Source organism: Enterococcus sp. 1001283B150225_161107_E12 (assembly GCF_015556925.1).
In the GTDB taxonomy this organism is placed as follows: Bacteria; Bacillota; Bacilli; order Lactobacillales; family Enterococcaceae; genus Enterococcus_B; species Enterococcus_B mundtii.
Genome location: NZ_JADNNI010000013.1, coordinates 63,108 through 89,697, shown reverse-complemented (window position 1 = coordinate 89,697; position 26,590 = coordinate 63,108). Strand labels below are relative to the sequence as shown.

Annotated in this window: 24 protein-coding genes; 3 read left to right on the top strand and 21 right to left on the bottom strand. The window is 38.0% G+C overall.

Going from position 1 to position 26,590, the window contains the following annotated elements:
* Positions 1 to 2 precede the first annotated feature (2 nt).
* The 3 genes from I2F89_RS10825 to I2F89_RS10815 form a co-directional block, all read right to left on the bottom strand.
* Complete coding sequence (locus tag I2F89_RS10825; RefSeq protein WP_195514318.1) at positions 3 to 656, bottom strand: histidine phosphatase family protein; 654 nt, start codon at positions 654 to 656, stop codon at positions 3 to 5.
* A gap of 317 nt (positions 657 to 973) precedes the next feature.
* A complete protein-coding gene (locus I2F89_RS10820) occupies positions 974 to 1,477 on the bottom strand; it encodes a tRNA (cytidine(34)-2'-O)-methyltransferase (protein ID WP_010734263.1) in 504 nt (167 codons plus the stop codon).
* A gap of 229 nt (positions 1,478 to 1,706) precedes the next feature.
* Positions 1,707 to 2,564 (bottom strand): methyltransferase domain-containing protein, encoded by an 858-nt coding sequence (locus I2F89_RS10815; protein WP_195514317.1) that lies wholly within the window; start codon positions 2,562 to 2,564, stop codon positions 1,707 to 1,709.
* Positions 2,565 to 2,757: 193 nt separating this feature from the next.
* On the opposite strand from I2F89_RS10815, the gene I2F89_RS10810 reads away from it, so the two are divergent.
* Positions 2,758 to 3,399 (top strand): copper homeostasis protein CutC, encoded by a 642-nt coding sequence (locus I2F89_RS10810; RefSeq protein ID WP_071866466.1) that lies wholly within the window; start codon positions 2,758 to 2,760, stop codon positions 3,397 to 3,399.
* 190 nt (positions 3,400 to 3,589) lie between these two features.
* On the opposite strand, the gene mgtE is transcribed toward I2F89_RS10810, so the two are convergent.
* From mgtE to I2F89_RS10790, 4 genes are read right to left on the bottom strand one after another with little or no spacing between them, the layout of a single operon-like run.
* The gene (gene mgtE / locus I2F89_RS10805) at positions 3,590 to 4,951 is read right to left on the bottom strand and encodes a magnesium transporter (RefSeq protein ID WP_071866467.1); all 1,362 of its coding nucleotides are present in this window, start codon (positions 4,949 to 4,951) and stop codon (positions 3,590 to 3,592) included.
* Between the two features lie 17 nt (positions 4,952 to 4,968).
* On the bottom strand, positions 4,969 to 5,868 hold the full coding sequence (locus tag I2F89_RS10800; RefSeq protein WP_074799347.1) for an RluA family pseudouridine synthase: 900 nt from the start codon (positions 5,866 to 5,868) through the stop codon (positions 4,969 to 4,971).
* Positions 5,869 to 5,870: 2 nt separating this feature from the next.
* Positions 5,871 to 6,668, bottom strand: coding sequence for an NAD kinase (locus tag I2F89_RS10795; protein WP_010734258.1), 798 nt, complete (start codon positions 6,666 to 6,668; stop codon positions 5,871 to 5,873).
* Entirely contained in the window at positions 6,646 to 7,350 is a 705-nt protein-coding gene (locus tag I2F89_RS10790) for a GTP pyrophosphokinase (protein WP_019722324.1), read from the bottom strand. The genes I2F89_RS10795 and I2F89_RS10790 overlap by 23 nt, the downstream gene beginning before the upstream one ends.
* A gap of 130 nt (positions 7,351 to 7,480) precedes the next feature.
* Between I2F89_RS10790 and I2F89_RS10785 the strand changes: the two genes are divergently transcribed.
* A complete protein-coding gene (locus tag I2F89_RS10785) occupies positions 7,481 to 8,056 on the top strand; it encodes a CYTH domain-containing protein (RefSeq protein ID WP_115358282.1) in 576 nt (191 codons plus the stop codon).
* Between the two features lie 114 nt (positions 8,057 to 8,170).
* Positions 8,171 to 8,839 (top strand): DsbA family protein, encoded by a 669-nt coding sequence (locus tag I2F89_RS10780; RefSeq protein WP_023520411.1) that lies wholly within the window; start codon positions 8,171 to 8,173, stop codon positions 8,837 to 8,839.
* 101 nt (positions 8,840 to 8,940) lie between these two features.
* On the opposite strand, the gene I2F89_RS10775 is transcribed toward I2F89_RS10780, so the two are convergent.
* The 14 genes from I2F89_RS10775 to spxA form a co-directional block, all read right to left on the bottom strand.
* Entirely contained in the window at positions 8,941 to 9,540 is a 600-nt protein-coding gene (locus tag I2F89_RS10775; protein ID WP_115358283.1) for an RICIN domain-containing protein, read from the bottom strand.
* Between the two features lie 73 nt (positions 9,541 to 9,613).
* Positions 9,614 to 10,207, bottom strand: coding sequence for an RICIN domain-containing protein (locus I2F89_RS10770; protein ID WP_195514316.1), 594 nt, complete (start codon positions 10,205 to 10,207; stop codon positions 9,614 to 9,616).
* Positions 10,208 to 10,568: 361 nt separating this feature from the next.
* The gene (locus tag I2F89_RS10765; protein WP_019722328.1) at positions 10,569 to 10,835 is read right to left on the bottom strand and encodes a hypothetical protein; all 267 of its coding nucleotides are present in this window, start codon (positions 10,833 to 10,835) and stop codon (positions 10,569 to 10,571) included.
* Between the two features lie 354 nt (positions 10,836 to 11,189).
* On the bottom strand, positions 11,190 to 12,137 hold the full coding sequence (locus I2F89_RS10760) for a transketolase family protein (protein WP_195514315.1): 948 nt from the start codon (positions 12,135 to 12,137) through the stop codon (positions 11,190 to 11,192).
* A 6-nt stretch (positions 12,138 to 12,143) separates the two neighbouring features.
* Positions 12,144 to 12,998, bottom strand: a complete 855-nt coding sequence (locus I2F89_RS10755; RefSeq protein ID WP_195514314.1) for a transketolase — start codon at positions 12,996 to 12,998, stop codon at positions 12,144 to 12,146.
* Between the two features lie 12 nt (positions 12,999 to 13,010).
* The gene (locus tag I2F89_RS10750; protein WP_071866474.1) at positions 13,011 to 14,375 is read right to left on the bottom strand and encodes a PTS ascorbate transporter subunit IIC; all 1,365 of its coding nucleotides are present in this window, start codon (positions 14,373 to 14,375) and stop codon (positions 13,011 to 13,013) included.
* 26 nt (positions 14,376 to 14,401) lie between these two features.
* Positions 14,402 to 14,683 carry a PTS sugar transporter subunit IIB gene (locus tag I2F89_RS10745; RefSeq protein ID WP_071866475.1) on the bottom strand — a complete coding sequence of 94 codons (282 nt, stop codon included), beginning with the start codon at positions 14,681 to 14,683 and terminating at the stop codon, positions 14,402 to 14,404.
* Positions 14,680 to 16,719 (bottom strand): BglG family transcription antiterminator, encoded by a 2,040-nt coding sequence (locus I2F89_RS10740; RefSeq protein ID WP_195514313.1) that lies wholly within the window; start codon positions 16,717 to 16,719, stop codon positions 14,680 to 14,682. The genes I2F89_RS10745 and I2F89_RS10740 overlap by 4 nt, the downstream gene beginning before the upstream one ends.
* Before the next feature lie 297 nt (positions 16,720 to 17,016).
* Positions 17,017 to 18,489, bottom strand: coding sequence for a ribosomal protection-like ABC-F family protein (gene abc-f / locus I2F89_RS10735; RefSeq protein ID WP_195514312.1), 1,473 nt, complete (start codon positions 18,487 to 18,489; stop codon positions 17,017 to 17,019).
* Between the two features lie 376 nt (positions 18,490 to 18,865).
* Positions 18,866 to 19,894 (bottom strand): zinc-dependent alcohol dehydrogenase family protein, encoded by a 1,029-nt coding sequence (locus I2F89_RS10730; RefSeq protein WP_071866478.1) that lies wholly within the window; start codon positions 19,892 to 19,894, stop codon positions 18,866 to 18,868.
* A gap of 1,906 nt (positions 19,895 to 21,800) precedes the next feature.
* A complete protein-coding gene (gene pepF, locus I2F89_RS10725; protein WP_071866479.1) occupies positions 21,801 to 23,612 on the bottom strand; it encodes an oligoendopeptidase F in 1,812 nt (603 codons plus the stop codon).
* 131 nt (positions 23,613 to 23,743) lie between these two features.
* The gene (locus I2F89_RS10720; RefSeq protein ID WP_071866480.1) at positions 23,744 to 24,739 is read right to left on the bottom strand and encodes a competence protein CoiA; all 996 of its coding nucleotides are present in this window, start codon (positions 24,737 to 24,739) and stop codon (positions 23,744 to 23,746) included.
* A gap of 119 nt (positions 24,740 to 24,858) precedes the next feature.
* Positions 24,859 to 25,509, bottom strand: coding sequence for an adaptor protein MecA (locus I2F89_RS10715; protein WP_071866481.1), 651 nt, complete (start codon positions 25,507 to 25,509; stop codon positions 24,859 to 24,861).
* 161 nt (positions 25,510 to 25,670) lie between these two features.
* Positions 25,671 to 26,069, bottom strand: a complete 399-nt coding sequence (spxA, locus tag I2F89_RS10710; protein WP_019723016.1) for a transcriptional regulator SpxA — start codon at positions 26,067 to 26,069, stop codon at positions 25,671 to 25,673.
* Between the last annotated feature and the right edge of the window lie 521 nt (positions 26,070 to 26,590).

The window sequence follows — 26,590 nt, the reverse complement described above, 5'->3', positions numbered from 1 at the left end:
ATTTATAGTAAAGGCTCTGGCTGTCCATTACCTAAAAAATCCACCTGATTCCATACTTTAAGGTCATATGGTAACAGATTGTTTGGTTCTCCTGTTTCTAAAATCGTCAAGCTACTATTGAATAAACCGCCCATTTCTCGTAACTGACTTAATTCTTTACCAGTCATCCACTGGATCGCAGCAGTTAAAGAGGCACCATGCCCTACAAATAGAATAGGCCCTTGATGTTGACAGACTGCATCCGCAACAACTGCTTCGATCCGCGTGATTGCTTCGGTGATCGGCTCTCCTTCAAAAGGTGTTGGATCATATTTATCTAAATGATTTCGTAAATGAGGTAAGTTCTCTGGAAACTTTTTGTACATCTCTTCGATCGACTGTCCTTCCAGTTTTCCTAAACCTAATTCTCTTAATTTATCTGTATAAATGATTTCTGTCGGATGGTCCAATTCTTGATTGATCCCTTTTGCTGTATCTCTTGCACGTTTTGCCGTACTGCAATAAATAGCTTCAAAAGGAACAGACTTGACCATTTGGCCGAATGCTTTGATTTCCTCATAACTTTGAGGTAACAACGGCGAGTCTCCCTGGCTTCCTTGAAAACGTCTTTCAAGATTCCATTCCGTTTTACCATGTCTTGTAAAGTATAGTTCCATAGATGTTAGACCCCTCACTCCGTACTTGTATATATACTATCATATAGGATTTTCCCGTTGGACCGTGTAGAAAAGCTTGTTTCTAAAAAATAGAGGCTTTCGCCAATTGCATATCGCTAAAAATCGATTGTAAAAAACTGTGCGATCCTTTATGTAGTCTTGTTTTCGATCAGCAATATCCACGTATTTCATCCACACCCTTGATCAAGAGCGTGAAAAAGGAAGCTCCTACTCTATCAAAACGAAGGTTGAGCAACAAGAAAAACTATTTTCTCAACTTCGCTTTCTTATAGGAGCATCACTTCTCTTCACAACCTTTAGTCTAGCTTATCATTTTCGTAATGATGTGTTAACTCTAAATTTGGGAAACCTTGTTGACGCAACGCTTCATACACGATCATTGCTGCTGTATTCGATAGATTCAATGAGCGGACGTGTGTATCATTCATGGGGATACGTAAGCATTTTTCTTCATGCTCGCGCATAAAGGGTTCCGGTAATCCAGTTGTTTCTTTCCCAAACAAAAAGAAATGCTCTTCGCCATCTGCAAAGTTTTCATCACTGTATACTTTATTCGCAAATTTGGAGATCAAATGTAACTTTCTATCGCCTAAGTAAGCCATAAATGCTGGTAGATCTGCATGATACGTGATATCCACATCATGCCAATAATCAAGCCCCGCTCGTTTCAGCTGTTTATCATCTGTTGAAAATCCTAATGGTTCGATCAAGTGTAACGGTGTGTTGGTCGCTGCACATGTTCGTGCAATGTTTCCTGTGTTTGCTGGAATCAAAGGTTCAAATAAAACGATGTGGTTCATACTATTCATCCTCTCATGTATATGTGAAATCCATTTTAGACTAAATCTTGATTTTTGCATAAAAAAAAACGTATCAACTCGGTGTCAGTCACTGCGAGTCGTTACGTTAGTGAAGCTCTTTTCACTATCTTTTATCAGAACAGGAACCTGATAAAAACCAATGAAAAAACAACTTGTTGCTACTATATCACCATTAAACGCTTTTTGCAACCTTAACTCTATAATATTCTTATTGGAATCGTTTTCTCTTATTTCCTTTTAACAATTCTACGTCAATTGTAATTTTTCTAAGGGGTTCTTCCATCAGAGCCTCTTTTATTTCTTTTGCTACTTGCCATTCCAATGGCGACATTGCCAAGAGATCACGGCGATTTCCTTCAGGAATCGTAAATTCATACGTCACACGTTGACGTTCCACTGACGCCATTGATTCCATGAATTTGTCAACAACACGTTCGTTAGAATAATGATGTTTTTCTGGCTGATCTGGATAAAAAGCTTGGCGTAATTCTTTTAAATAGCCTGATTGTGGAACGACTTTTAATACCATGCCGTCATCTGTAAGTACTCGCTGAAACTCTTGATAGTGAGAAGGCGAGAAAATATTCAATATCGTCGAAAATTGTTGATCCGCAAAAGGCAAATTCGTTAAATCCGCGACACACCAAAATGCTTGCATCGGCTGTTCAGTGGCTGCGTAGACACCTTCTTTCGCGATATCAAAGCCAATTGCTTGTTTTAGTGGTTGTAATTGATCGATGGCCGCCAAAAAGCTCCCTTCTCCACAACCGACATCTAGGACGGTCGCATCACTTGGTAGATGCTTAGCTAACTGTTCGATCAATGGTTGATACATACCTGATTGGATCATTCGTCTTCTTGGAGCAAACATACCTTGATCATATTCGGTTTTGATTGCGTGAGATAAAAAATACAACGTTCCCTTTTTAGATAAATCAAAACGATGATTCTTTTGGCAAATAAGCCCATTCGTGGTCGATAAAAAGGATGCTTGACATAACGGGCAACGGAACATTTGGGCATTCTCTGATAAAAATAGTCGACTCTGGTCTATTTTTTTTAACATAGTGATTATTCATTCCTTTAAAATACGTAGTGAGATAGTCATATAAAGATAAAAAACTTTCTTTAAAAACATTCGTTATCCGATGTTGCCTATCATGCTATCCCCTTCATCTTACCGTTTGAAGAGCGCTTTAGCAACTGTAAAAACTATGGTATAATTTCAACAAAAGTAGACATAATAAAGGAGCAAGAATATGATCAAAGAATTTTGTGCGGAGAATTATACATCGATCCCGTTAGCCATCGCAAATGGAGCCAATCGGATCGAATTATGTGACAACCTAGCAGTAGGTGGCACGACACCAAGTACTGGTGTCATTGAAGAAGTATTGAGCTACGCTAATGAAAAAAGTGTTCCTGTCATGACGATCATTCGACCACGTGGTGGCGATTTTGTTTATAATGATATCGAATTGAAAATCATGCACACTGACTTGATTGAAGCCAAAAAACTAGGCACTGACGGTGTAGTGATCGGTTGCTTGACTCCTTCTGGATGGTTAGATGAAGAAGCACTGGAAGTCTTGATCGACTCCGCAGAAGGCTTACAGATCACTTTCCACATGGCGTTTGATGCGATTCCTCAAGAACGTCAATACGAAGCCATCGATTGGTTGGTTGAACATGGCGTTCATCGTATCTTGACACATGGTGGTGTTGCCGGTACAAACATCGAAGATAATTTTGCACACTTAAAACAGTTGATCACTCATGCAGACGGACGAATCATCATTTTACCTGGTGGTGGTATCACTTCAGAAAATGCACAAGTAGTTGCTGATGCTTTAGAAGTCCACGAAGTCCACGGCACCAAAATCGTTCCTTTATCTGAATAAACAAAAAATAAGAGGTCGGGACAGAAGTGTTCAGCCTCGAAAAATAAGGCGCCATCCACGAAAATTGTTCTTCAAATTTTTGTGGATGGCGCCTTATTTTTCGAAGAGGTTACTTCTGTTCCCGCCGTTTATTCGGTTTTAGGTGGTACAAGAGGACTAATGTCCCAGACACTATTTTAGCTCTATTTTCTTACATAAAATACCCCATAAACAACGAAGCGATATTGAAATAGATCAATACACTAGTCAAGTCACTCAAGGTCGTAATAAATGGCCCACTGGCAACAGCAGGGTCAAAGCCTAAACGATCCATCAGCATTGGGATCAAACTTCCCGCAAGATTTGCCACTGTGATTGCAAACAGCATCGCAATACCGATAACAAAGCCTAGAATAAAGTTCTGTTTCCAAAATCCTACGATCAAGAAGATCGTTAGGCCAGTCACAGCGCCGGTCACTAAACCCGTCAATACTTCCGCCACGATCAACCGAACAAAGCCCTGATCTTTTTCATCTGAAATCGCTAGGCGACGTACAGCGACCGCTAACGATTGTGTACCGGCGTTTCCAGCCGTCCCTGTGATCAGAGAAATAAAGACAGCTAAAATACTTGCTTCACTGACCAATTCTTCATAATGACTGATCAAAGAGGCAGTTGACATACCTAAAAATAATAAAGTGATCAACCAAGGTAAGCGGCGAGAAGCTGATTTTACTGGATTCTCATTGATTTCTTCGACGTTGACCCCCGCTAGTCCAGAATAGTCACTCGCTGCTTCATCATCGATAACGTCGATGATATCATCGACAGTCACGATCCCTAATAAATGATCATCATAATCCGTGACAGGCAACGCAAGAAAGTCGTAGTCACGGAAAGTTTGTGCCACATCTTCTTGGTCATCGCCTACGTGAACAGACAGTACCCGTTCACTCATCAAATCAGAGATCATCGCATCATCATCATTGACGATCAAATCACGCAACGAGATAACCCCAACAAGTTGATTATCTTGATTGACTACATAAATGTAATAGATCGTTTCTGCCACATCTGCTTCATTTTTCAAGACATACATCGCCGAACGAACGGTTTGGTTCGCAACGATCGAGATAAATTCGGTCGTCATGATCGCCCCAGCCGTTTCATCTTCATAATGCAGGAGGTCTTTGATCTCACTCGCATCTTCTGCTGTCATCAAGCTAAGATATTTCGCCACTTGTTTCTTATCTAATGTATTCAACAAATCGACCGCGTTATCGGTATACATCTCTGAGAGCATTTCCGCGGCATAACTAGGACGCATTTCTGCTAAATATTCCTTCATATATTCGTTGTCTTCTTCAATGACATCGAACATGTCCGCCAATTCCTTTGGCGAAAGATAGGTATAAATCTGTTGACGATCTGCTTCCTTAAGGGATTGATAGAATTGCCCCTGTTCATAGATATGCATCTCCAAGAAGTTATTTCTAAAATCCTGAATATTGTTTTCTCTTAGATCTTGAGCTAACTGGGCAAATCTTTCCTCTAATTCTTGATTTTCGTCCAAACCAATCTCACCTCACCTTAATCTTCAAATCGTTTCACTATTGTTGCCATATCTTTTGCTAAAGGCTGTTTGAATTCTAATAATTTTTCTGTAAACGGATGATAGAACCGTAAGTCATAACAATGCAAAGCCTGTCTAACTATGTCTTGATCCATCCTTCCCCCATACATGTCATCGCCTAAAAGAGGACACCCGATCGCAGAAAAATGCACTCTGATCTGATGCGTGCGCCCCGTATGCAATTGGATATCAACGAGTGCAATCTCTGCTGATCTGTTTTCTAACCAGTATTCCGTTTGCGCACTTTTCCCCGTAGAAGAAACTTTACGTTTTAATAATGATGTCATATCACGAGCAATTGGTAAATCGATCTGCCCATGCGCTTTTAACGTAGCCACATCGCCACTGACCAAGGCTTGATACTTTTTGACGAACTTCTTTTCGCGAAGCTGTACGTCTAATTTTGCATGAGCAAAACCATGCTTTGCAAAAAGCATCAATCCTGAAGTATCTCGATCTAGTCTAGTCACTACGTGGATCACCTGATTTTCATAGCCTTGTTGTTTATAATAAGCTTTCACTCGATTCGCCATCGTACCGTTAGGATGGTATTGTGCCGGTATCGAGGATACTCCAGCTGGTTTATTGACGACTAAGAGATGTTCATCTTCATAAACGATCTCGATCGGTGTTTCGTCTAAAAGAACCGTTTCATGCTCGCCTTCTGCTGGAATCACAATGGTTACCTTATCATTTTGAGCCAAAGAAAACAAGACGTTCTCAACCTGATCATTGACCATGATCGTGCCGCCTTGAAACTTGATTTTCGCTAGTAGCCCTTTGGAGATCCCTTTTTCTTTTAAAAAATATTTTACTTGTTGCGCTTGCTCTTTTTCATAGATCCATGTAAACTCCATTGCTAAACCTCACCAATAAAGGCATCTTTCACACGGTGCCAAAAATGCATATGTCGATAAGAAGCAAAGTGGATTCTTTCTTCTGCAATCCGATAATAAATGGCTCGTATATTATTTTTTGAAACGTCCAATTGATCGATCGTCACCAAATAATCTGCGGTATTCTCTAAACGAATTTCTACCCATTCATCTTGAGCAATGACCATTGGCGCACCTAGCGTACGAAAAACGCGGTTATTCAATGAAGCAATCTCTGCTAATTGAAATGCATTGATACTTGGATGGATCACAGCCCCACCAACACTCTTATTATAAGCAGTCGATCCGGTAGGCGTAGACAATGCCAAACCATCACCACGGAAGCTTTCAAATAGTTCGTTCTTGATATACACATCTGCTACCATCGTTCGGTTAGATCGCTTGATTGTCGATTCGTTCAAAGCAAAAAAATGTTGATCAGGCTTATCATCTAAATAGCTGATTCGAACGTCCAGCAACGGGTAGCTGACACTTTGTTCACGATTAGTCTTCAGGCTATCGACTAGTTCTTCTAATTCATAGTCCCGCCAGTCCGTATAAAAGCCTAGATGACCAGTATGGACGCCTAAAAAACGCACATCGTTCAAAGCATGGCTAAATTGATGGAACGCTGCTAATAGCGTCCCATCCCCACCAACTGAAATCACTAACTCTGGTTGTTGATCGTCGATTTTGATATTTGCTTGAGCCAAAAGATTTTTCAATCGTTCGGTGACTGCTAATGTTTTTGGTTCCTTGTTATGAACGATCGCTACCTTCATCTTTTGCCTCCTCATGTTTATTCTCTTGATTGATCAATGAGCGATAATAGGCATCTTCAGATTTGCCTCTGCCATGTGAGAATAACCGTTGTGCTTCTTGGATTTCTTCACGGATATTCGACATTTCTTCATCGAGTTGATACGCGGCTTCAGCTGCACGTTGTAATCGTTCACTCATTTCTTCCGGAAATACACCTTGATATTTATAATTCAACGAATGTTCGATCGTTGCCCAAAAGTTCATCGCTAACGTTCGAATTTGAATTTCTGCTAAGATTTTCTTTTCACCACTGATCAATTGGACTGGATATTCGATCACTAAATGATACGAGCGATACCCACTCGCTTTTTTATTGGTGATATAATCTCGCTCTTGTAAAACTTTCATGTCTTTTCGGTTACGGATGATCTCAACCACCTGATGGATATCTTCTACAAATTGACACATGATTCTTAGCCCAGCAATGTCTGACATTTCTTCCTCTAAACGCGCCATTGGGATATGACGCAATTGAGACTTGGTAACGATGCTTTCTACCGGTTTGACCCGCCCCGTCACAAACTCGATTGGGACATGGCGATTTTGTTCTCTAAATTGTTTACGTATTCCTCTTAGTTTTACTTTTAATTCTGATACTGTTTGTTCGTAAGGTGCTAAAAACTCTTCCCAGTCTCGTTCCATAATCTATACCTCTACTTTGTTAACATTCATAGATATTCTAACATATAAACATAGTTTTTTTGCACCTTCTGTCTTTGAAGTTGACCAAAAACAAAAAATTAGGCAAAATAAAAGAAAAGGGGCGAAGCCAATGACTGAAATGTTAGAGATCGAATTTAAAACATTGCTAGCTAAGGAAGATTACACGCGTTTGCTTTCGCACTATCAACTTACAACGGAATCCTTCCATATCCAAACCAATATTTATTATGACACGCCTGATTTCCAATTAAGACAGCGTGGTTGTGGGTTACGTATCCGCTTATTAGATACCTATGCGGAGTACACATTAAAAACACCAGCTACAGAAGGAAAATTGGAAACAACAGACACCTATACGCTCCAAGAAGCCACTAAAATGATCGAGGAACAGACACTGCCACGAACGGGCGCTGTTTTAAAAAAACTTCATGAGCTATCGATCGATTCCAATCAATTGTTCAAAATCGGAGAACTGACGACTAAGCGTGTTGAATTTCCTATTGATGAAGGCTTGTTAGCCATTGACGAAAGTTGGGGGAAACAACTTCACGACTATGAATTAGAATTAGAAGTCACTGATGCTGCCAGTGGAAAAGTAGCATTTGAGCACTTCCTTCAACGTCAAGGAATTCCTTATCATCCTTCAAAAAATAAAATCCAACGAATGTTTGAGGCCAAAAATTAGAACTCTATCATTTTCATAAGGCTCATGAGTTCATTTTTTCGGGATTTTCTGGTAAGTTATACGTTGTGAATATTATTCATGATTTGCATAGAATCTAATTTGGGGGAGATTCGTATGATCGAAATCTATTTTTTTGTTAATCCATTGGGGAAAAACTGCTTTCATTTAGAGCAACAGCTCGTTCAATTTATTGATGAGGAATATGGAAAGAAGCCGAAAGACAAAGTACAATTTCGTTTTCTTCCACTAGTTAACTTGCAGACAATCGGGGATGTCATGCAGACTAACGGGATTTCTCAAACTAATCTTGAAGAGCGCAACAAACTATTTTCCATTACTTATTCAGCCGCATTAGATTGCAAAGCTGCGCATTTTCAAGGAAAGAAAAAAGGAAGACAATTTCTTAGCCGATTACAAGAAGCGGTCAGTTGTAAAAAAATTCCATATTCTCAACAGCTTTCTGAATCGATTTTTTCAGAAATTGGAGATCTAAACATGTTCAAAGAAGATCGCCAATCTGAATTTGTCAAAGAAGCATTTTTCTCAGACCAAAAAATGGCCCGTGAAATGGGAATAAAGAAACATCCATCTGCTGTTGTTTATAATTATAATCGTGAACAAAATTTTGGAGTATTAGTTGAAGGCATGAACAGTGTTCGCCAAATCATGGCGATCTGTCAAGGAAAAGAAGACAGCTATCAGCTGTTTGAAAGCCATCCATTGCAAGCAACGAATCCACAACTTCATTCCGGAAATAGCCATTTATCTTTGCTTTCAAATTAAATCATAGATGTGTGTATCACACAAAATAAAAAGACACAAAACAAGGTAAACTGTTTTATGTCTTTTTTACTATTTTTTCAAATCAAATATATTGTATATGGTTAAACATTTCCTACAATATGAATACGGAACCTTTGACTTGACGTACCACGACCCTCTCCTTCGGTAGCAACTAATTTCTGACCTTGTGAAGGAGTCCCATTTTCAATATCCAGTACTTTACCTGTTTCAGTATTTTGTAATACAAAAAGTCCATCACCTAAAAGATCATCTACACCTACTTTATACAATCGCCAATTTGAATTTAGACCTGTCGTTGCAATTCTTGGATTTCCTTTGCTATCAAAAGATTTTTCAGATACAGATAAGGATGCTGATTTGATAAACCCGCTGAACTGATGAGGATCAGTTGAGAGAGTGTACGTCTCAGTAGCAAAATTATAAAACATATTCCATTTTTGATTCCATGAGTTAGCACTATTATACATAATCACTTGGTCTAAATTACTTTGATCCCAATCCAATACCATTCCTCTATTCATTTCACTTTGAATCTTTACAACTTTGTTGTTAAAGTAGTTAGCAACATTAGATCCTGGTATATTTTCTTCTATGCCTGCCGAGACAGTCTGACTTCTTCCTACTACTCCTAATGTCGTTACTACAAACGCTCCTACCATTAATTTTGTGAACACTTTCATTTTTTATTCCCCTTTTTGTTTTATGTCTTTTTTCGTTTTTCTTCGATTTAAATGAAATACAGCTAGCTAAGGATCAAAGATTGCCCACTACTCTAAGAACAAATCGTTGACTAGCAGTTCCAGTACCTTGTCCTTCACGTGCGACTAGGCCTTTCGTGTCGTACGGGCTACCATTTTCCAGATCTAATACTTTACCTGATTCAGCATTTTTTAAAACATAAACACCAGCACCCACAGCATCTCCTACTCTGTAAAGTTTCCAATTTACTTTTAATCCAGTCGTAGCAATCTTTGGATTTCCTTTACTGTCAAAAGCTTTGTCAGATACAGCCAATTCTGCTGATCTGATATGGCCATTGATCTGGTGAGGATCAGTTGAGATAGTATATGTATCTGCACTAGCATCATAAAACATATTCCATTTTTGATTCCATGAGCCAGTATTATTGTACATGATCACTTGGTCAAGATTAGATTGATCCCAATCTAACGTCCTTCCCAAATCCATTGCACTTTCAATTCTCACCACTTTATTTTTAAAGGCGTCCGCAACATTAGAACCTGGTATGTTTTGATCCAAATCTGCCGAGACTGTTTGACTTCCTCCGACTACTCCTAACGTTGTTGCTACAAATGCTCCTACCAATAATTTTGTGAACACTTTCATTTTTTGTTCCCCTTTTTGTTTTTTTTATTTGATACAAATCGATTTGTTGAACACAGTATGCCATGTTTTTATTTAGTAAATTTATTTTGAGTGGTAATACAACACTATTTATTTTTTATTTAATAAGTGCGTTAATTATAATAAAAAGCGCTTGTTTTATAGGCTTTATTGCTCTTTCATGCACAATAAAAAGTAAATTTACTATGATTTTTTTCATGTTTTTTTATTTTTATTATTAAACATAAAAATATATTGTTTGCCAACTGTATAAAAAAGAGAATCGTCGGCTACTTGAAACACCTACAATTCTCTAATTACTTCTATTAAGTTATAAATAATACACACTGCCGGACTAACTTCCTTAAACAGCAGAATGATCCTTCTTTCTTTTTTTATTGACAACAACTAACAAAACCAAGCAGATAAGAAGACTAATGACTCTTAGTGCGGGAGTAAATAATAGAAAGATCATCAAATTGGCAAACCCTTGAACAATGGTAGAATCCGATTGATACATTTGATCCAAAGGCTCTGCAAACACGCTCACATGGCGATAGACATATGCAGTAAATAAATACATAGCCACACCTACTCCTACTATAAGGATATTTTTTATTGATTTCGACAATTTCTGTTCCTCCATCTAATATTTATTGATCGGGTTTCTCTTTTTGTTTCCATAATCGGTCAATAAAATTTTTTTATGCTCTAGCCAGAAAGCATTTTACCTCTAAATAACAAATCCTAAAGAATATATGTACATGTTTCGTTCTAATTAGAAAAGCTGTAGATGTTCATAGATCATCTCCTTATTCGTTAATCAACACGCTTCATTTCCTCACATTTATAACATAAGACAACATATTTATCCTATCCAAATCCATTGTACTACTAATAGATCATCAACTCAAAAAAGGAGTAAAAAAGGGTTACCCTTCATTACTCCTTTTCGCTATCAAATAATTGTATTCAACACGCTGACTTATTCCATTATTTGCTTTTTAATACTCTCAATATCCAACCCAAATTCTTGTTGCAAGAAATCTGGTGTGCCAACTTGACCAAAACGTTCATTGACACCGATTCGTTTCAGCGGAACGCCAATCCCTTCTTCTGCAAGAACTTCAGCGACTGAACTACCTAATCCGCCAGTGATCGAGTGATTCTCAATGGTGATGATTTTTTTCTTACCAATTACTTCACTGAGGATCAACTCTCGATCAAGCGGTTTGATGGTAAACATATCGATCACTTCACAGCTGATTCCTTCTTCCATCAATTGTTCGGCTACTTGCAATGTTTCAGAAACGAGTTGCCCTGCCGCAATCAGCAGATAATCCGTCCCTTTACGCAAAACATTTCCTTTGCCTAATACAAATGTTGAACCTTTCTCATAAACAGGCGTGACGCCTTTACGATTTCCTCGTACATAATGGATTCCTGACATTTGATGAAATTCTTTGATGATCCATGCCATTTGTACGTCATCTGCCGCATCACATACTACGGAATGAGGGATGGCTTTCATTAAGGCCACGTCCTCCCAAGTCGTATGAGTCCCCCCATTATGCCCTGCGGCAAATCCCGGATCTGAACCATAAATATTGATGGCATTCCCGCCGTAGCCTCCTGAAATAAACAGTTGATCAAATACCCGGCGTGTCGCAAATGGACCAAAAGTATGGATAAATGGCGTGTACCCCGTCAAACTTAATCCTGCTGCGACGCCCACCATATTTGCTTCGGCAATCCCCATATTGATAAAGCGGTCAGGGCGTTCCTTTCCAATCGCTGTCCAACCACTTGCAGAACCTAGATCAGCATCTAACGCAATGACTTTCTCGTCTTTTTCCATCAATTCATTGATGGTTTCCACGACACAAGTTCGTAATTCTTTTTCGATCGCTGTCGATTTAGTTAAATGGAACATCCCTTATCACATCCTCTCGATTTTTTCTTCTAATGTTCGGATTGCTTGATCTGCTGCTTGGTTGACTTGTTCCGTATTGAATTTCACGGAATGATTGGCAGCTAAAGTTTCAAAATACGGAACCCCTTGCCCCTTCACGCTATCAAGTACAATACAAACTGCTTGATCAGTTACTTCTTTACATTTGTTGATTGCAGCATCAATGGCTTGTATATCGGAACCTTTTACTTTTAAGGTATAGAAACCGAATGCTTCCATTTTTTTCTGTAAATCGAACGGGTCAAGGATGTCCTTTGTGGCTCCATCTAATTGCTTTTTATTATCATCGATGATCACGATACAATGATTTAATTTAAAATGGGCGATATATTGGAATGCTTCCCAACACTGGCCCTCATTCAACTCTCCATCTCCCACGATCAAGTACACATAGTTGTCTTTGTTAGCGTGCTTAAAACCTGTAGCGATCCCCGCAGCTATTGAAGTCCCTTGACCTAAAGAACCCGTAGTTGCATCAACACCAGGTGTTTTTTGGCGATCCGGATGAGAAGGCAGTCTTGTTCCACCTTCATTGATCGTCAGTAACCATTCTTTGTCAAAATAACCAACATTTGCTAAAGCACTGTATAATCCAGCTCCTGCGTGTCCTTTAGATAAAACCAACCGATCACGTTCTTCCCATTGTGGATTTTTAGGATCGATCTTCATCTGTTTACCGTATAAGACGGCTAACAACTCAACGATCGAAAATGAACCACCTAAATGCCCTTGCCCCATATGTTTGATACTGATCAATGTATCTAATCGTATTTTAGTTGCTAATAATTCCAGTTCTTTTAGTTTCTCTTCTTTGATGGTCAAAATGATACCCCCTTACTCTGCGACTGTATCTGATTTTTTACTTTTCTTTAAAAGTGTCAAACCGATCAAAACAGCAAGTACAGCGACCACACCAGAAATAACTGCAATTTGTCCGCCCATATTTGCTAAGTTTCCTAAAAAGATCCCTGAAACACCATAATCTGTATCTGAGAAAGTCGAACCTTGGAACCCAAGATCGCCCATTACTGGCATCAACAAGATCGGCATGAAGCTAATGATGATCCCGTGGACAAAGGAACCGATGACCGCGCCACGTACGCCCCCAGTGGCATTTCCATAAACACCGGCTGTCGCGCCACAGAAGAAATGAGGAACTACGCCAGGAATGATCACTGTTGTCCCGGTAAAGACCATGATCACTAAACTAACTAATCCACCAACAAAACTTGTTAAAAAGCCAATCAATACGGCATTTGGTGCATAAGGGAACACGATTGGACAATCCAACGCTGGAATCGAATTCGGTACTAATTTTTCAGAGATTCCTTTAAATGCAGGAACGATTTCAGCTAAAATCAAACGTACACCGGCTAAGATCACAAAAACACCTGCGGCAAATGAACCCGCTTGTTGTAAAGCATAAATAATATAATTCGTGCCATCGCTCAATGTGGTAGTAATATAGTCACTTCCGGCAAACAACGCAACGATCACATAGACGATTGCCATCGTAATCGTGATACTCACTGTTGAGTCACGTAAAAAAGCTAACCCTTTAGGAAAATTGATGTCTTCTGTTGATTTTTCTTTATTTCCAACATACTTACCGATCAAACCACTCAATGCGTAGCCAAAGTTCCCTGTATGACCTAAAGCTACAGAGTCATTTTTTGTGATTTGACGTGTAAACGGTTGTGCGATTGCTGGAAAAATCGTATTACAGATGCCTAGCGCTAACCCACCGAATAAAACCAGACTAAACGTACTCATGCCTGTTACACTTAAAATGACTGCAATCATACATGCCATGTATAACGTTGCATGCCCTGTCAAATAAATGTATTTGTACCGAGTGATTCTCGCAATCAAAATATTGAATGCCATTCCCGCTAACATAATAAGTGCTGTATATGTTCCATAGGTAGTTAGAGCTAACGCTACGATAGCTTCGTTATTAGGAACAACTCCTTGCATATTGAATGCGACTTGGAACATTTCTCCAAATGGCGCCAACGAACTTTCTATGACTCCTGCACCAGCTGTCACAACCAGAAATCCTACAAAAGTCTTGATTCCGCCTTTAACAGTCGTTGCCACATCTTTTTTCTGCAACATATTCCCCAATACAGCAATCAATGCCACTAAGATTGCTGGTGTACTCGCAATATCGATCAATAGATCTAAAATACTATTCATTTATTTTTCCTCCCCCAAAAAATTTTTTATAGTAATCCTTTTTGTCTACATGTCTCCGCTACTTTTTCTTTCAATTCATCTAGATCGATGATACTCTCCAATACGACGATCTCACCTAAATGTTGTGCGCTATCTGCTAAATCTCTACCAATAAAAAAGACATCTGCTAATTCTGGTGCTGCACTTCCTAGATCGTAATGAGCAACTTCCACTCCACTTACCCCTAGATCACTTAATACTGAATTGATATTCATCTCCACCATAAAACTTGATCCTAATCCTGAACCACATACTGCTGCAAATTTCATTTTTCATCTTCTCCTTCTTTGATCACATGGATGATTTCTTCTACATCTTTCGCTTCGAGTAATGACGCTAAACGTTCTTTATTCGACAAAATTTTCGTCAAGCTAGCTAAAGCTTTCAAGTGCATCTCGTTGTCCACCGCGGCTAGGCAGATAAATAACTGGATAGGATGCTTTTCATCATCGCTCAACAAGACTGGATCAGTTACCTTCAGTAAAGACATCCCAATTTCTTTTACGCCATCTTCTGGTCGTGCATGAGGTAAAGCAATTCCTTTTCCAATATGGATAAAGGGCCCATGTTCAATGACCTTTTCGATCATCGCCCCCACATACTTTTCTTCGATTTTATTGGTCGTTAACAAAGGCTGAGCTGCCTCGGTGATGGCTTCTTGCCATGTCAGTTGTTTGTCCGTAAATTGTATGGTTTCTTTTGTTAATAATTCTGATAACATCGGCCGTTGATCTTCCCTTCTGTTCAATTCTTTGTTTATTTTTCTCTCGACAATCTGTCGCAGTTTCCTCTTCGTCATGCCTTCTTTCAAATCAATATATGGAAAAATCACTTCCAAAATTTCTTCGATCGAATGCACACCTCTTCCTGAAACATAAAATGCTTGTTGGACCTTTTTGACTAATTCATTTTTTTCTAAAGGAGTCATGATGGGTTTCACAACATAACTGGTCACCGGTGTTTTTAGTGGGACACTGGAAAACACCATATCAATGTCTTCCGAAAAACGAAGCATCTGATATTCTTCTGTTGATCGTGCCGGCAAAAATTCGATTTGTGGAAATAGCTCTTGTAATTCCGATTCCATGATCAAGCCAGAGCTGATGCCACTAGGACAGACGATCATCGCCTTTAATCTTTGGTAATCATGTCGCTCTTTTTGTTTTCTGATCTCTCCACCAAATAAAATCGTAAAATAACCAATTTCTGTATCAGGAATCTCGCCAACTAATTGTTTGAGCGGATAAAGCGCTAAACGAGTCAATTCAAATAATTCTCGATATTGGGTTTTGATTTCATCGATCAACACATTATTCAATGTGAATCGATAGCGGATACGAAAATAAGCGGGAACAAGATGATAAAAGAAATTCATCAATAATTTCCGATAGTCCACAAAACGGACAGCGGATAAACGTTCCATCTCATGGATGACCTCTCTTGCACATTCCAATAAAAATTCTACAGAATGATCCTCGATATCGCCTTGTAAGACAGTCTTTAACAGCACAGCCAAATAACATTCTTCTTCTACTTGATTTTTGATTTGACCAAAATCTATTAAAAATTTTTTGCTTGCTTGATAGACATTCAAAGAGGTCAGCATCTCTTTGTCTTTTTCAGTTAGAAAAACTGCTTTTTTTGTGATCCGTGACAATAAAAAACTAATAAAATACAACATTTCCTCAAAACGACTAGGAACGATGATTAAATCAAATTCCTCTAAAATACGAAGCAGGCGGTCTCTCACCACAACATAATTCGTTCTAGAAATGCCATAGATCCCCTCAAAAAGTAACCAGTGGCCGTTCTTGGTGTCTGTTAGTACTCCTACAGTTGAATAAGCTAAGCGGCGAACATCAAGTTCAGCGCCATCTATGTAGAAGCCTTTTTTTCTAGAATAAATCAGGCGAATGTCTTCTTCTTGAAGTTTCATTCTTAAATTTCTGACATCTTTTAAAACTGTATTCTTACTTACATTGAATAATTCTTGAAAATAATAAACAGATAAGTCATCAACCATCGAAAAGGCAAGAAGATAGATCATGGCTTGTCTTTCCTCTTCCGAAAAATACAGTTCCTGTTTTGACACTTCAAAGAGGACTTCAGACCATCGTCGCCGAATCACCTCCGGAACCCGTACCTCCTCTCCAGAAATGTTTATTTTTTGCCCTAACTTTTTTTCACAAAAATGATTGATTTTTGTTAATTCTATTTTTAGAGTCTCTTCCTCCAAGTTCGTCAGTTTTATCAATTTTTGTCTGTTCGTTTCCTCAAACAGATAACTCAAGCGGTAATTGATCATTCCTGTCCCCCCATTTCAACTATAATGACTTTTCCTTGGAAACGCTATCACACTTCAGCGCAATTTGACTCGTGCTTTTTCCATTTCGATGGACCGAACAAAGTCAGTGGCGCATGCGTGTATTAAAATTAAAATAAAAAAGGTAACTCGCCAGAAATAAATTCTTACAAAAATAAACAGCGAAATCCAAAAATAGGAAAAACGATTTCCGGATTTCACTGCTTATTTCAGTTACCTATTTTTGGCACTCCCTTTGACGCTCGCTTAGCAACAACAGTAAACTCGTTTTACGCTGATTCAATCTCGTCGAATCAGTTTTCGATCCTTTATTTCATAGACTTGATCTGCCACTTGTTGAACAAAATAGGGATCATGCGAAGTAAACAAAACAGTTCCATGATATTGTTTCAAAAAATACTCTAGCGCATTCATTGTCCGCAGATCAATAAAATTAGTCGGTTCATCTAGAATCAATACGTTGGAAGGCTTAGCAAACAAGGTTGCTAGTGACAGCCGTGTAGCTTCTCCTCCACTTAACGAACAAACTGATTGTTGGATAGCCTCCGGTGAAAAGCTTAAATGGTGTAGCATACTTCGAATCAAACTTTCTGGATATTCGGTCTGACGCATCAAATACTGTAGGACAGTCATATCTACAATATAGTGATAATCCATTTGCTCATAGACAGCAAAAGTAACTTTGGGACTAAGCTTCACTCCATTTTTTTGCTGTAAGATGTGTCGTAATAAACTAGATTTCCCACTGCCATTCGATCCAATAATCGCGATATTTTCCCCTAGTGCGAAGGCAAAGTTAACTTCATCAAGCAGAATTTTTTCACCGTAATGGATCGTCACTGATTCACCTACGACTGGGAACTTATTGTGTAAAACAGTTGTTTCTGACTGCGGGAAATCAATCGGATGCTTTTTTTTTACTCTTGCGACTGCCGTTAATTTTTCTAAACGTTTCTCCATTGACTTCGCCGCTTTCATTATACCTTTTTGACCACTTTCTTTTTGTTTTGTTCCTGACAAACGATCAGGTTTCCGACTATTTTTATTACTTCTGCTTTTTTGATTGGAAGATTGTGCCATTTTTTTGGCTTGTTGCTCTTTTTTGATCATGCTGTTTTCTAATTTTTTACGTTCTCTCAAATAGTCATCATGCGCTCTTTCTTGAGCAATTACTTCTTGTTCTTTTTGCTTTAGATAATCATCATAATTCCCTGTATATTCTTTGATCGTATGTCCCGATACTTCCCATATTTTGTCAGCTAATTCATTGAGAAACAAGCGATCATGGCTAACAAAAACTAAGGTTCCATAATAATACCGAAGTTCTTCAATCAACATTTGTACGCTTCGTTGATCTAAATGAGTGGTTGGTTCATCTAACAACAAACCTGTCGTATACGTAGATAATACTTGTGCCAAACGATATTTCGTTTCTTCACCACCACTAAAGTGAGCCATTTGATTGGGAACTCGGAAACGGCTGAGTAACTCAAAATCGATTTCTTCGACTGGATGCTGATCAAGGGTATCGATCTGTGCAAAATATTTAAAATCAACCCTTCGATCTATTCTTCCTTTTTCTGGAATGATTTCTCTAGCCAACAATTTAAGTAACGTCGATTTCCCGCTACCATTATCTCCGACGATACCGATCCGCGCATTCTCATAAATCGCTTGCTCATTGATTGTTAATACTTCTTTTCCGTTATACGTAATCTCAATATCTTTTAATTGTATTGCTAATGTTTCCATTGTTTGCACTCCTTCTGTGCAAATGAACATCCTTTTGACGGAAACACAAAAAAGAAGCAGCCTGTGAAAGACTGCTTCTTCAAGAATTTTGTCCATGCTAAAAAAGCATAGAAAAACAGCAAAGTTCCCGTGAATTGTCATTTACAAGTTGTTTTTAAACGATTCAATTAATTGTTTAAAAATACTTGATCCAAATAAAACAACCACATGTCACATCGCTCCTTTTCTCTAATTACATTTATTTTATCATGATTGAAACCGTTTGACAAACGATTTTAAAAGCGTGACAGACATCAAATTTCTGAAAAACCATCCTTCAATTCTTGAAGGATGGAGAAAAGAATGATTTCCTCTCACTTGACGAACAGAGGAACCATCACATAACTAATAATGATTTGATTGCTTTTCGTTCATCCATTGCCTCATAAGCAGCTTGAACTTGATCTAACTCGAATTGTTGCGTAAAGACTTTACCTGGTTCGATTTTATTTGATAAGACTGCTTCTAATAGTGAAGCTCGGTCGTGAGTCGTCACAGCCGCAATCCCTCCACGTAAGCCGATATTACGATAAAACAAAGCGTTCGTATCCAACTCATCTACGTGAGGAACCCCTACACGCCCAACAACTGCACCTGGTCGACCAACTTTTACTGCCGTTTCAACCGCTTGTTGCGTTCCTACACACTCTAACACTGCATCTGCGCCAGCACCTGTTAATTTCATGACCTCAGCGATTGCTTCTTCTCCACGAGCCGCAATGATATCCGTTGCTCCAAATGTCAAAGCTAGCTGTTGACGGTCTTCATGGCGACTCATCGCAATGATTTTTGATGCGCCTAACAATTTTGCTCCAATTACTCCGCATAAACCTACAGCTCCGTCTCCGATCACAACAACTGTATCTCCTTCTTTCACCTCAGCACTCACTGCTGCATGATAGCCAGTCGCCATCACATCCGCCAACGTAACAAAGGAATTTAACATATCATCGGAATAATCTTCTGGTTTACCAGGGATTTTTACTAATCCCCAATTTGCGTTGCGATAACGAATATACTCTGCCTGATAGCCTGTTGAACCTGAAGTATCTGATAAACAATCGCCATCAAACCCAGCTAAACAAGCCTCACATTCCCCGCAACCATGGGTAAAAGGCACAATCACAAAATCACCCGGTTGAACATTTGTAACACCTTCTGCTACCTCTTCTACGATACCAATCGCTTCATGTCCCGCAGCAGACCCTGGTTCTTTTTTAGAGATGCCACGATACCACCATAAATCAGAACCACATACACTTGCGCGTACCACACGAATGATTGCTTCATTCTCTTGGTTCAATTCTGGCTTAGGCATTTCTTTGATAGCCATCTTTCCTGGTTCTAAAAATACTGTTGCTTTCATCGCTTCCACTCCTTAGATTGATTGCTTCTAGTATATCCCCTTGAGCCAACTCCAAGTCAAATAAAAACAATTATAACCAATCTTTTACCAATAAGACGGAAGAAAATGAACTCGCTTTTATGTACTCACTATGGTATCATGACTTTGAAAAGAGAGCGTTGCATCAACAACTCTCTCTCCAGATAGCACCGTTTGACTGGTGGCTAGCTTGGTTAGTTACAGAAAATAACCGTTAAACTCGCCAAAGTTTAAGGAGCGGTTATTTTTTGTTGTCCTTGTCGCTGACGATCAAGACCAATGTTGCAAATGACAATGCAAACATCAATGACTCAAACACAGACATGCTTATTCCTTTCTAGGAGAAAGCCACAGATCAACATAGGCATTACCTCTTTTCTTAAGTCTAGCCACCGCATCAACTTTACTATCCTTGTCAGTATACTATAAACCCAAAATACAAACCTTAATTTTTAGATTTTTTTGTTATTTATTGTATTGCTATTTTCACCTTTTTTGTTTTTCTATCAGAACAAAAGAAATTGAACTCGCTTTTATATACTCGCTATGGTATCATAGTTTTGAAAAGAGGAGCTGTATCACAGCTCCCCTTCAGATAGTATCGTTCAAAACAATGGCTAGCTTAATATCGATTCAAAAAATAACCGTTAAACTGGTCAGAGTTTAAGGAGCGGTTATTTTTTGTTGTCTTTGTCGCTGACGATCAAGACCAATGTTGCAAATGACAATGCAAACATTAATGCCTCAAACACAGACATGCTTATTCCTTTCTAGGAGAAAGCCACAGATCAACATAGGCATCACCTCTTTTCTTAAGGCTAGCCACCGCATCAACTTTACTATCTCTGTCAGTATACTATAAACCGAAAATCCAAACCTTAATTTTTAGATTTTTTTGTTATTTTTTGTATTGCTATTTCCACCTTTTTTGTTTTTCTATCAGAACAAAAGAAATTGAACTCGCTTTTATATACTCGCTATGGTATCATAACTTTGAAAAGAGAGCGTTGCATCAACAACTCTCTCTCCAGATAGCACCGTTTGACTGGTGGCTAGTTTATTTCAGTTACAAAAAATAACCGTTAAACCTTCCAAAGTTTAAGTGGCGGTTATTTTTTGTTGTCTTTGTCGTTGACGATCAAGACCAATGTTGCAAATGACAATGCAAACATCAATGCCTCAAACACAGACATGCTTATTCCTTTCTAGGAGAAAGCCACAGATCAACATAGGCATCACCTCTTTTCTTAAGGCTAGCCACCGCATCAACTTTACTATCTCTGTCAGTATACTATAAACCGAAAATCCAAACCTTAATTTTCAGATTTTTTTGTTATTTATTGTATTGCTATTTTAACCTCTTTTGTTTCTCTATCAGAACAAAAGAAATTGAACTCGCTTTTATGTACTCGCTATGGTATCATAGTTTTGAAAAGAGGAGCTTTATCACAGCTCCCCTTCAGATAGTATCGTTCAAAACAATGGCTAGCTTAATATTGATTCAAAAAATAACCGTTAAACCATCCAAAGTTTAAGTGGCGGTTATTTTTTGTTGTCTTTGTCGCTGACGATCAAGACCAATGTTGCAAATGACAATGCAAACATCAATGCCTCAAACACAGACATGCTTATTCCTTTCTAGGAGAAAGCCACAGATCAACATAGGCATCACCTCTTTTCTTAAGGCTAGCCACCGCACAAACTATACTATCCCTGTCAGTATACTATAAACCGAAAATCTAAACCTTAATTTTTGAATTTTCATGTTATTTTTAACAGTAAAAACCGGAAAAGCGTTGAGTGAGAAACTCACACACTTTTCCGGTTTTTGGTAGTATCAGAACGAATCTAAAAAGATTCGATCAATAGATCACTCAACACACGATTTCTATAATTCTTCCACTAATGCTTCTAATTCATTTAATCGTTGTTCAAACACGGCCATTGCATCTTCAATATAAGCTGCTTGAGTCATGTCCACACCAGCTTTCTTCATTACTTCTACTGGATAATCGCTGTTTCCTGCTTTTAGATACGTTAGGTAAGCATCTAATGCGCCTGGTTCTTTCTCCCAGATTTTCTTCGCTAAAGCAGATGCAGCAGAAAATCCTGTTGAGTATTGATAGACATAATAATTATAGTAGAAATGCGGGATACGTGCCCATTCATCTTTGATTTCTGGATCTTTTTCAACAGCCGGACCATAATACTTAGCATTTAATTCGCCATAACTTTCACTTAGGTACTCACTCGTCAAAGGTGTTCCTTTTGCATCTTCTTGGTGCATGAAGTGTTCAAACTCTGCAAATTGTGTTTGACGGAAGATTGTTCCTTTAAAACCATCTAAATAATGATTCAAGACATAGGCACGAACCCGAGGATCTTCTTCGGTCGCTAATAAATGTTCGGTCAAAATATTTTCATTTGTTGTTGACGCAATCTCGGCTAAGAAGATTGAGTAATCGCCGTAGACGAAAGGTTGATTCGAACGTGTGAAATAGCTGTGGACACTATGTCCCATTTCATGGACCAAAGTGAATAGTTGATCCAACGTATCATGCCAGTTCATCAGAATGTAAGGGTTGGTATCATAACTACCAGAAGAATAAGCGCCACTTCGTTTTCCTTTATTCTCGACTACATCGATCCAACGGTTTGAAAATGCTTCTTTTACGACAGCAAGATATTCTTCTCCCATTGGCGCAAGTGATTCGATCGCTTTTTCTACTGCTTCTTCATACGTAAATTTGATTGGTGCTTCACCTAATACTGGCGTATATAGATCATACATGTGTAATGTATCTACGTTTAATAGTCGTTTACGTAGTTCCATATATCGATGCAATAACGGCAAATGTTTGTTCACGACAGTAACTAAAGTATCATACACACTTTCAGGAATATGGTTATTGCTCAATGCGGCTTCTCTGGCAGAAGCGTATTGACGTGCTTTTGCTTTGAAGTTGTGCCCTTTGATATGTGTTCCAAGTGTGGAAGCAAAGGTGTTTCTAAATTGTGCATATACGCTGTATAGCCCTTTGAAGGCCGCTTCACGTACTTCGCGATTGGTGCTTTCTAATAATTGACCATATACACCATGCGATAATTGGATCTTTTCACCATTCTCACCAGTGATTGTTGGGAACTCTAAATCAGCATTATTCAAAACTGCAAAAGTACCACTTGAAGCACCAAAGATTTCTCCGGCTCCAGCAAGTAATGCCTCTTGATCTGCTGATAAAATGTGCGAGCGGTTATCAACCATTTGTTTGACATAATGACGATAAACTTCTAATTTTGGTTCTTCTTCAAAATATTGCCAAATTTGCTCATCAGAAAGTTGCAATACTTCTGGCTCATACCAAGCAATTGCTTCACTCACTTTTGAAAGTAAACTTCCAGCGCGAGCATACAATGCTTGATACGTCGTATTTGTCGTATCTTGGTCATTTTTTAAATGGGAATAGACATAAATAAGCTCAACTTTACGATACATTGTTAAGACAAATTCAAGCGCCTCCAAAAATGCTGTTGCTCCATTACCTAATGTTCCTTTATAATGCTCAGAATTTTTTAATTCTTCAGTCAATTCTTCGTACTTTTTATCAAATTCTTGATCGCTTGAAAAGATTGGTGTTAGATCCCATGTCAATTTCTCAGGCAAATCTTCTCTATTTGGTAACTTCGTTGTTTCGCTCATCTGTTCCACTCCTTTTGTTCATCTTTGCAACTATGCTTTTCTGAATAAAAAATAATAGTTACTTTTTTACTTACTCTTTTGAGTTTATCATAACTCTTTCATGTTTTGTATATGGAATTCTTCACTGATTATTATTTTTGTACTAAACGTTTACACTCTTCATAAAATAAGCGATATATTTTTTCCTCATCAATCAAAGGAAATAACCACTCATTTTTATATTCCTTGATTTCCTGATACCACTTATCGAAAGAACTTGTTTTCTTATCACTCTCTTGGCATTTCATCTGTGAAAACAGCAAGCGATAAAAGAATACTTGTTCAGAAAAAAAGCAAAAGAAATCACTGTTTTCATAGATCCATGACTCAAGATAAAGCACATGCTTCTTTCTTAGGTAGCACTGTTCTTGTACTCCTAATACCTTTTTATTTTTTCGAATGATTTGTTTTGCTAACCAGTCTTTTGTTTTCACGGAAGGAGAGCTTGGCATTTTTCGTAATGTGCCACTTTCGACTTCTAATATCGTCAATAGTTCCTTTTCAAAAAAAGACCAAGAAAATCGTTCAAAGCTGATTTTCCCCGATAAATCTGTGAGGATCTGACTATATAAGTAAACCTTTTGCGTGGACCAGTCGATTTGCCAAAAGTGGAGCTGTCGTAAATCGTCGTAGTAGCAAAACTTTTTTTCTAAACTTAACCGATCGTTCTTTTTGAAAAATTTCATTCCTAATAGCCACCAAACAATGTACTCATTTGCTTTGTAATTGATCGTTCTTTCAATCATTCGCTCATAAGACAATGGAGAGCATTGGATCTCAAACGCATGATGACCAACCAAAATATCCGGACGTTGCATCAGTTGCGATAAATAACCTTCCATTTCTACTCTTGGATAACTCTTCTTCAACCATTGAAAACATTGTGTTTTTAAATAAAGATGTTCTTTAGATTCCGCCTCACTAAACACTTGGCAGTCTGGAGTATCGCGATGAGAAAAATGGGCGACCCTCTTCATTCCTCTTTTTAAAAATACTTGATTCCCACATTTTGGACAATAGTAATCGCACTCTTTTGTTGCATCAGTTGCTAAAAAAACAGACCCTTCTTTGTCTTTGGCGAGCAGCATCGACTCACTCCCTTTCACTGGGTAAATACGCCAACAAAAAAAGTCTCAACGAATGTTGAGACCCTCGACAAAACATACCTAGCGATTTCGACTATCGCTAGGTATTTTTATCCTACGCTTTATTCAAAATAAAATTTTACTCGTTCCAGAGCATTACGTTCCATCAATTGCTGTCCGTATTCGTTCAATGCTTCAGGGGTTCGTGCACTTTTTTCAGCAAATTCTAAAATACGTGCATATTGATTTTCAACATCTGTTTGATTTAGATTTTCCATCCAAAAGTGAACAACTAAATAATAACGTTCTTCTAATTGGTATAGATCTGTCCAAGCAGATTCTAATTGAACATCATTCGCAAGCTGGATCACTTGCTCAAAATCACTGAATACAAAGATTGCTCGTTGTTCACTTGCAGTAGTTGATTCTGTTAAGTCGCTTTCCTCTTCATTCGCAAGCATTTGGCCTTGAAGAAACTCACTAACATCTGCGCTATTCAACGTCGATTCATTGTTTTGACCTATCTCTTCGTCTGGCATATTCTTACTGATAAACAGTTCTAGGCCATCCCCTTTTGGCAAAACTTGGAAAGTGACAGCTTCGCTACTTTGGAACTCCTCTTCAATATCCACTTCTTCTAAAATACTATAAAAAAAGTTTTCTATTTCTCTGTGGTTACCTAATAAATCTAAAAATGAGACCCCACGTTCTTCTAGATCCTCATGACCGATCATTACACGAATCGTATTCTCATTGATATGTTCCATTTCCATTTGCTACACCTCACTTTATCCCAACTATCCATATAGGTTAATTGTAGCGAAATAAGAATAAATGTAAAGAAAAAATCATTAAGTCCTCAAAAAACACAATCTATTTTAATAAAAAAAACTCAGGAAGACATCACATCCTCCTAAGTTTCATTCTGCGTTTTCTATAAACCAGCCATTAGCTGGGCTTGACGTAATTCTAATTGACGAACATCTCGTGGTAAGAAACGACGGATTTCATCTTCATTAAAGCCGACTTGTAGACGTTTGTTATCGATCATAATTGGTCTACGTAACAAACCAGGATTGTTTTGTACAAGCTCTAAAAGTTCTTGTAATGGTAACTCATCAAGATCCATATTTAATTTTTGGAAAACTTTTGAACGGGTAGAAATAATTTCTTCTGTTCCGTCTTCCGTCATTTGTAAAATTGCTTTTAATTCAGAACTATTAAGAGGTTCTGAAAAAATATTTCGCTCTACAAATGGAATCTGATGCTCTTGCAACCACGCACGAGCCTTTCTGCAGGAAGTACAACTTGGGGAAGTATATAGTGTTAACAACGTGCATCACTCCTTTTTGTGATTATAGCCACATTTTTGTAACAGAAGATCCTGAATATCTTCCATCTGTTTCTATTATACCTAATCAACATTTAAATAGCTAGCTTTTTTTAAAATTATTTTTTAAAAAAATGAAAGTTATCTAAGATAGATATACAGTTAAACCAAGGTTTCTACTTTATTATCAGTTAAAAAATTAGAGTTTTCAAATACTTTTACAATATTACAAACACATAACACAGCATCTAAAACTGTACTAATCTTTTCCAAAAGTAAAAAAATGAGAACGCTTTTTTCGCATTTAATGTTTTTTATTTATTTTAATAACAGACAATTTAAAAAACTCAGAAAATATGTAAAACTAATAAAATGTTGATTTTAGAGCCACAATAAAATTGATCTTACCCACAACCTCTTTGAAGAAGTGAAAAATCACTCGTTATCTTACACACTGACGTTATTTTATATTTTACTAATTTTATTTTTTCTGTATTAAAAAAACAAATTATCTTTTGTTCTAT